Annotated in this window: 5 protein-coding genes; all 5 read right to left on the reverse strand. The window is 57.7% G+C overall.

Translation table 11 applies throughout. The features are described 5' to 3' along the window. Nucleotides 1–152: 152 nt before the first annotated feature. The gene (locus tag RTM06_RS10290; protein WP_312181916.1) at nt 153–557 is read right to left on the reverse strand and encodes a YidB family protein; all 405 of its coding nucleotides are present in this window, start codon (nt 555–557) and stop codon (nt 153–155) included. Nucleotides 558–611: 54 nt separating this feature from the next. Continuing rightward, nucleotides 612–1,532 carry an agmatinase gene (gene speB, locus RTM06_RS10295; protein WP_007890305.1) on the reverse strand — a complete coding sequence of 307 codons (921 nt, stop codon included), beginning with the start codon at nt 1,530–1,532 and terminating at the stop codon, nt 612–614. A 146-nt stretch (nt 1,533–1,678) separates the two neighbouring features. Continuing rightward, nucleotides 1,679–2,905, reverse strand: a complete 1,227-nt coding sequence (locus RTM06_RS10300; protein ID WP_312181919.1) for an HlyD family type I secretion periplasmic adaptor subunit — start codon at nt 2,903–2,905, stop codon at nt 1,679–1,681. After that, nucleotides 2,902–5,073: a type I secretion system permease/ATPase gene (locus tag RTM06_RS10305; protein WP_312181921.1), complete on the reverse strand. Its 2,172-nt coding sequence runs from the start codon at nt 5,071–5,073 to the stop codon at nt 2,902–2,904. Before RTM06_RS10305 ends, RTM06_RS10300 begins: the two co-directional genes overlap by 4 nt. After that, nucleotides 5,070–6,521: a TolC family outer membrane protein gene (locus RTM06_RS10310; RefSeq protein WP_312181922.1), complete on the reverse strand. Its 1,452-nt coding sequence runs from the start codon at nt 6,519–6,521 to the stop codon at nt 5,070–5,072. Before RTM06_RS10310 ends, RTM06_RS10305 begins: the two co-directional genes overlap by 4 nt. Nucleotides 6,522–6,593: the final 72 nt, after the last annotated feature.

Genomic DNA, 6,593 nt, shown 5'->3' on the forward strand with positions numbered 1-6,593 from the left:
GGCTGTCCCCCTCCTCGGTCCTCCCCCATAAATGGGGGAGGAAGATGCTGCAATATGTACGCTCAGAGGCTGCATATAGCAACATCTCCTTCCCCCGTTAACGGGGAAAGGCCGGGATGGGGGACAGCAAGCAAAGATCAAGCAAGCAATAATCAACGCTTAAACAGCCCATCCACCATCGCACCCAAATCCTGGGTGTTCGACGTATCGATGTGGCCGTGCGGCGACAGCTTATCAATCACCTGCGGCAACAAAGCGGCCAGCGTACCGGACGCACCATTGACATCGGTGCCAAGCTTATCCGCCAGCGACTGCAGCTGATCCTGGCCAAGCGCATTTTGAATCTCGCCGCCATCAACCGACTGATTACTGCCGCTGCCAAGCCAGCTATTCAGCACCTGCCCAAGTCCGCCCTGCTGAAATTTCTGCAGCAGCACTTCGACGCCGCCCTGCTCCTGTACCCAGTTCCAGATAGCCATCAGCTGTTGCAGCTGATTACTCTGCCCGCTTCCGTTGCTGTTTCCCAGCGATCCCACTAAATCGTCCAGTAAACCCATAGTCGCCTCCGCTGATTAATTAACCGCCAGTAAGTGTAGCCGCAAGCAAAAGGATTAACCTTTATTTGCCGCCTGCACGTGCAGCATATCCAGCGCCAGTGTGGCTGCTGCCAGCGAGGTTAGATCGGCGTGATCGTAGCCCGGCGCCACTTCCACCAGATCCATGCCAACGATGTTCATGCCCTGTAAACCGCGAATCAGCTTAGTGGCTTTATCACTGCTCAGACCGCCAATCACTGGCGTACCGGTGCCCGGTGCATGAGCGGGATCGAGGCAGTCGATATCGAAGGTCAGATACACCGGCAGATCGCCAACGGTGCGCTTCACTTCCGCCAGAATGTCATCAACGCTGCGGTCGTTGACCTGCGCGGCATCCAGCACGTTGAAGCCGAGGCTCTTATCGAATTCGGTACGAATGCCGATCTGCACAGAGTGTTGCGGATCGATCAAACCCTCTTTCGGCGCGGTGAAGAACATGGTGCCGTGATCGAAGGTTGGGCCATTGGAATAGGTATCGGTATGCGCATCGAAATGCACCAGCGCCATTTTGCCGAAGTGCTTAGCGTGCGCGCGCAGCAGCGGCAACGTAACGTAGTGGTCACCGCCAAAAGTCAGCATACGCTTACCGTTTGCCAGCAGTTTCTCGGCGTGCGCCTGCAGTTTGTCAGAGAGATCCTGTGAATCGCCGAAGGCATAAACCAAATCGCCGCAGTCCACCACGTTCAGACGCTGACGCAGATCGAAGTCCCACGGCCAGCGGCAGCCTTCCCACGCCAGGTTGGTTGAGATCTGACGAATCGCGCCCGGCCCTAAACGACTGCCCGGACGGCCTGAGGTTGCGGCATCGAAAGGAACACCGGTGATCACCCACTCAGCGTCGCTGTCGTATGGCTGGAAGTTCAGCGGGAAGCGCATGAAACCGAAGGCGTTAGAAACCAGGGAGTTATCGTACTGATTGCCCAGGGTGTTATACATAATTCGTCCTCATTAAGGCGGTAATCGTTTCACCAGTTTAGGAGATAAATAAAAAATCCCCTCCGCGTCGTTAGGCCCGACGAGGAAGGGATTGATTGGCGCGATTATCGCGGAGATTTTAGCGCCCTGCAATCGGACAGCATCAATCACCGCTCCCGCATCGCCTCTTTGGCTTTGTTGAAAGGCTTAATCAGATAATCCATCACCGTCTTCTCACCGGTCTTGATATCCACGGTAGAAACCATCCCAGGACTGATAGAGAAGCGCTTACCGGCTTTATTCTGCACATAGTCGTTATCGGTGCGGATAAAGACGCGGTAGTAGTAAATTTCCGGCTTAACCTCATCCTGAATGGTATCCGGCGAGATGCTCTCCACCACACCGTTCAGGCCGCCATAAATGGCGTAGTCATAAGCTGAGATCTTCACTACCGCCCGCTGGCCGGGATGAATAAAGGCGATATCGCGCGGTGACAGGCGTGCCTCAATCAGCAGCCGATCGTTCATTGGCACGATGTTCATCAGCTCGCCATTCGGTGGCACCACGCCGCCCACGGTCGAGACTTTGATGTTTTTCACGATACCGCGCATCGGCGAACGGATGGTTAATCGCGTCACCGTGTCTTCGCGTCCTCTCACTACTTGCGCCATGCTGTCTGCCTCGGCATTGGCTTTCGCCAGCTCCTCGCGCGCCTGCACGTAATATTGCGAACGCATATCGGTGAGTTTCAGCTCCAGATCCGACTTATCGCGCTGCAAACGCAGCACTTCCACGCTACTGGCGGCGCCGGTTTTCGCCAGGCGCTGCGTGATGGCCAGCTCGCGGTTGGCCAGCGCCAGCGACTCTTTGAACTGCGCGGTGGCATCAGTCAGCTGCGCGCGGCGGGTTTTATACAGCCGCGTTTCTGAGGCGATCAGATCGGGAAACTTATTCAGCTCCGCCGGGAAACTCAGCGGCTGATCGTTCACTTCCGCATTGAGGCGCGAGGCGGCAGCCAATGCCGCACGATAGCGCGCCGCACTTTCGCCAACGTTAGATTCCGATCGCGTGGCATCCAGACGTGCCACCACTTGTCCAGCCTGCACCTGATCGCCTTCATGCACATACAGCTCGGTGAGAATGCCGCCTTCCAACGATTGCAGCACCTGATCGCGCGAACTGGGGATCACTTTGCCGGTACCGGTTGAGACTTCATCCAGCACGCCAAACCATGCCCAAATCACCGTAACGAGGATCAGTGCGGTACTGATGACGATCAGTCGCACCGCGCCGGTGTAATGGGTTTCGGATCGCAGTTCACCCAGCAGATCGTCGGAGGAATCCACTTCTGCCGCCGTGACTAAACGCAGTCTTGCCGGTAATTGTTTGATCATGATTGCGCCTCCGGCGGAATGCCGTTCGCACGCGGTGCCGGCAAGGCGTTCTCTTTCGGGCTATCCATCACCAGTTGTCCCTCTTTCAACACCAGCACACGATCCACCAACGCGAGGATCGCCGCACGGTGCGTCGCCACGATCAAGGTGCGGCCGTTGAGCCACTGTCCGAGCCGTTCGATAAACTCTTTCTCGGTATGATCGTCAAGCGCCGCCGTCGGCTCATCCAGCAGGATAATGTTGGGATCGCGCAGCAGCATGCGCGCCAATAGCAGCGACTGACGCTGACCACCAGAAAGCCCAACGCCGCCTTCCATGATCGGATGATCAAGGCCGAGCGGCAGACGACGAATGAAATCCGCGCCGCCGCTGACGGTGAGTGCGCCGAAGATGGCATCATCAGTGGCGTGCGCCGCGCCCATGGTGAGATTTTCTCGTAACGTGCCGTGGAACAAGCGCGCGTTTTGCGTCAGCAGGCCCACGTTGCGCCGCACATCCGCTACATCTATGTGCGGCAGGCTGAGGTTATCCAGCCGCAGTTCACCGCCGACCAAATCGATGCCGCCGATCATCGCCTGCAGCAAGGTTGATTTGCCCGATCCGTTACGTCCCAGCACCGCAATGCGCTCGCCCGGTTTGATGGTCAGGCTTTTAATGCGCAGCGCGATGTTCAGCGAATCGGTGTAGTAACGGAACATTGCGTCGGTGAATTGGTAGTGACCAAACAGCACCGGCGTGTGGATGCGCGTTTCATCTTTGCTGTTTTCCACCGGCAAATTCATCAGCGCATCAAGACTGCCTTTCGCCGCTTTCACCTGTTGCCAGCGCGCCAGCACGCCGCACAGCGTGGCCATCGGCGCAATCATGCGGGAAGAGAGCAGCGACGCCGCCACAATCGCACCGGTGGTGATGTCGCCGTTGATCACCATCGGCGCACCGATCACAATCACGCTGGCATACACCAAGCCCTGCACGGTGACGCCCCAGGTAATCAACGAGTGCATCACTTTGCGCATCTCTACGCCGGATTGCGCGGTAATGCGAATGTAGCTGTTCCACTGTTGCAGGAAGCGATCTTCCGCCTGCATCAGCTTGATATCCTCCAACCCTTGCACGCTCTCCACCAGCACCGCATTACGCAGCGTCGACTCTTTCAGGTTTTGCTGCGCCAGCTTCGAAAGCTTTTTCTGGCTCAGCACGCCCGGCAAGATCATCAGCAGCACCGCCACCGGCGCAATCCACGCCAGCTGCGGCGCGATAATCGCCATCACCAGCATGAACAGCAGGAAGAACGGCATATCAACAATCGCGGTCACTGTGGTTGAGGTGACCATTTCGCGGATCGCTTCCAGCTCACGCAGCTGCGAGATAAAGGTGCCGGTCGAACGCGGCACCGCGCTGTTTCGCAGCCGCAGTGCGTGCCCAAATACCCGATCGGAGACGCGCATATCGGCGCGCTTACCCAGCAGATCGGTCACGTGATCGCGCCCGACGCGCAGGATGTAAGTGAACACCACCGAGATGATCACGCCAATATACAGCACGTAGAGCGTGGGATAGGACTGCGCCGGAATCACCCGATCGTACACCTGCATCGAGAAGATAATGCCGACTAGCGCCAGCAGGTTGATCAGGAAGGATCCGAGCATCACGTAGCCATAAGGCCGCAGATCGTGCAGCACCAGACGGCGCAGCCAATCCGGTTTCACCGTGGCGAGATAGCGATCGACACGGCTGTCTTTGGCTGCGGTAACCGGACGCAGCGCGGCGGCAAAACGGATTCCCGGCAGCAAGGTTTCCAGCGCAATCGGTGCGGGCTGTTCATCACCGGCGAAATGCACCCGCACTTCATCATCGCCATCAAACTGGGTGATCACGCCCACCTGACCGTCGGCCAGTTCGATCGCCAGCGGCAAGCGCCAGCTGGTGATCTCCCACTTGTTCTCTTCATACAGCTGCAACGATAAACCGGCCTGACGCGCCAGATGGCGCAATGCTTTATCGCGCGACTGTTTGCCCTGCCATTCAGCAGCGGCCATGATCATGCCTGGCGAACAGGGTAAACGATAATGGGTGGCAATCAGGATGATCGCGGTGGCCCATCCGTGTAAGGGCACGTTTCCCCCGGACGCGCTGTCGGGCGCGTCGGGAATCTGTAATTGCGTCATGGCTGGATCTCCACGGACTGGATCCGCTGATTATTCAAGGCAAACGCCGACCGCATATGCCCGGTGCTGTAGAGGCAATCGAGCTGCAGTGAGCGTAATTGACTGATAGTTTGCTGAAGCGTGAAACGGGTCTGGAACACTTCCTGCTCGGCGTTGAGTACATCCAGCAGCGGACGCGTGCCGAGTTGCAGATACTGATCCTGATAGAGCGACTGGGTTTTCTCGCCCAGCGCCTGTTGCCGTCCCATGATCGCCAGGCTGAGCGACAGGCTTTGCGATTCGTTTTGCGACTCGCTCAGCTGCTGACGCGCTTTAAGCCGCGCCGAGTTAACCGCGGCATTGGCCGCCTGCAGCGCATTGGCGGCTGCGTCACGGCTGGCGGTGATGCCGCCGCCCTGATAAAGCGGCATTTCCACTTTCACAAATGCCGAATATTGCGTGCGATCCAGCGTTTCGCTGCCGGAGTAGTGATTGTTGAGATAATGCGTCACCTGCGGTTCCAGCGAGATGGTTGGCATGTTTTGCGCGTTGGCATTATCGAGCCTGGCCTGCGCCTGATTAGCCTGCGCCCAGGCGGCCAGCACTGATGGATTGAGCTTGTCATCGGCTTTCGCCACCTGACAGGATTGGGTGAGTTTGGTGGGGAAATCGTCGCTGACTTTTTTCACCAGCGGCCAGCCAAGATAGGTCGCCAGCGTGGCGCGCCAGCGGTCGAGGTTGGCTTGATACTGCGTTAAGGTGGTGCGTGCGCCTTCGATACGCGCATCGGTTTGCGTGGCATCCGAAAGCGATGCCGCGCCCTCTTCATTACGCTGGCGCGCCAGATCGCCAATCTTGCTCAACGCCGTGAGCTGCTGTTGCGCAATGATCACCAGTTGCTGATAACCCTGCACTTCCACCAGCGCTGCGGCGGTATCATGCGCCACAGTATCAATGCTCACCAGCACGTTGGCCTGCTCCTGCGCCACGCCCGCTTCGGCGGATCGCACTGAACTGCTGACCTTGCCAAAGTCATACAGCATCTGTGAAACCGACAGCACAAACGACGGGCTGAAGCCCTTTTCGCTGTAAGCGTTGCTGTAGCCGTTGTTCATGCCCGCGCTGATTTGCGGATAATATTTGGCTTTCGCCACATCAACCTGATTGGCCTGCTCCAGCATTTTCCCTACCGCCTGCGCGATATCGGGATGCCACTGAATGGCGCGCTGCACCGCCTGGTTGATGGTCAGAAAATCGGGGACATTAGCGAGAGCGGGTTCCGCCACCTCACCGGTTAATGAAGGCAGTTCTTGCTGTTGCGCTAAACCTGCTGAGGTGATTTGCCCCGCGCGGGTTAACGCCTCACTGGCCGCTAAAAGTTGAGAACTGTAAAGTAAAGCCATGCCCGCACAGAAAACGCCGAGCTTAAACGAACGGCGAAAAGTTGCGCCTGAGTGCATCAGTTCCATCGATAGTCCACCAGTCAATAAAGAGAAAGGGGCACATCCCTGTGCCCTCACTGCATCCCTGCATCACATAGC

This window comes from Pantoea sp. CTOTU46764, from assembly GCF_031974595.1.
Lineage (GTDB): Bacteria > Pseudomonadota > Gammaproteobacteria > Enterobacterales > Enterobacteriaceae > Pantoea > Pantoea trifolii.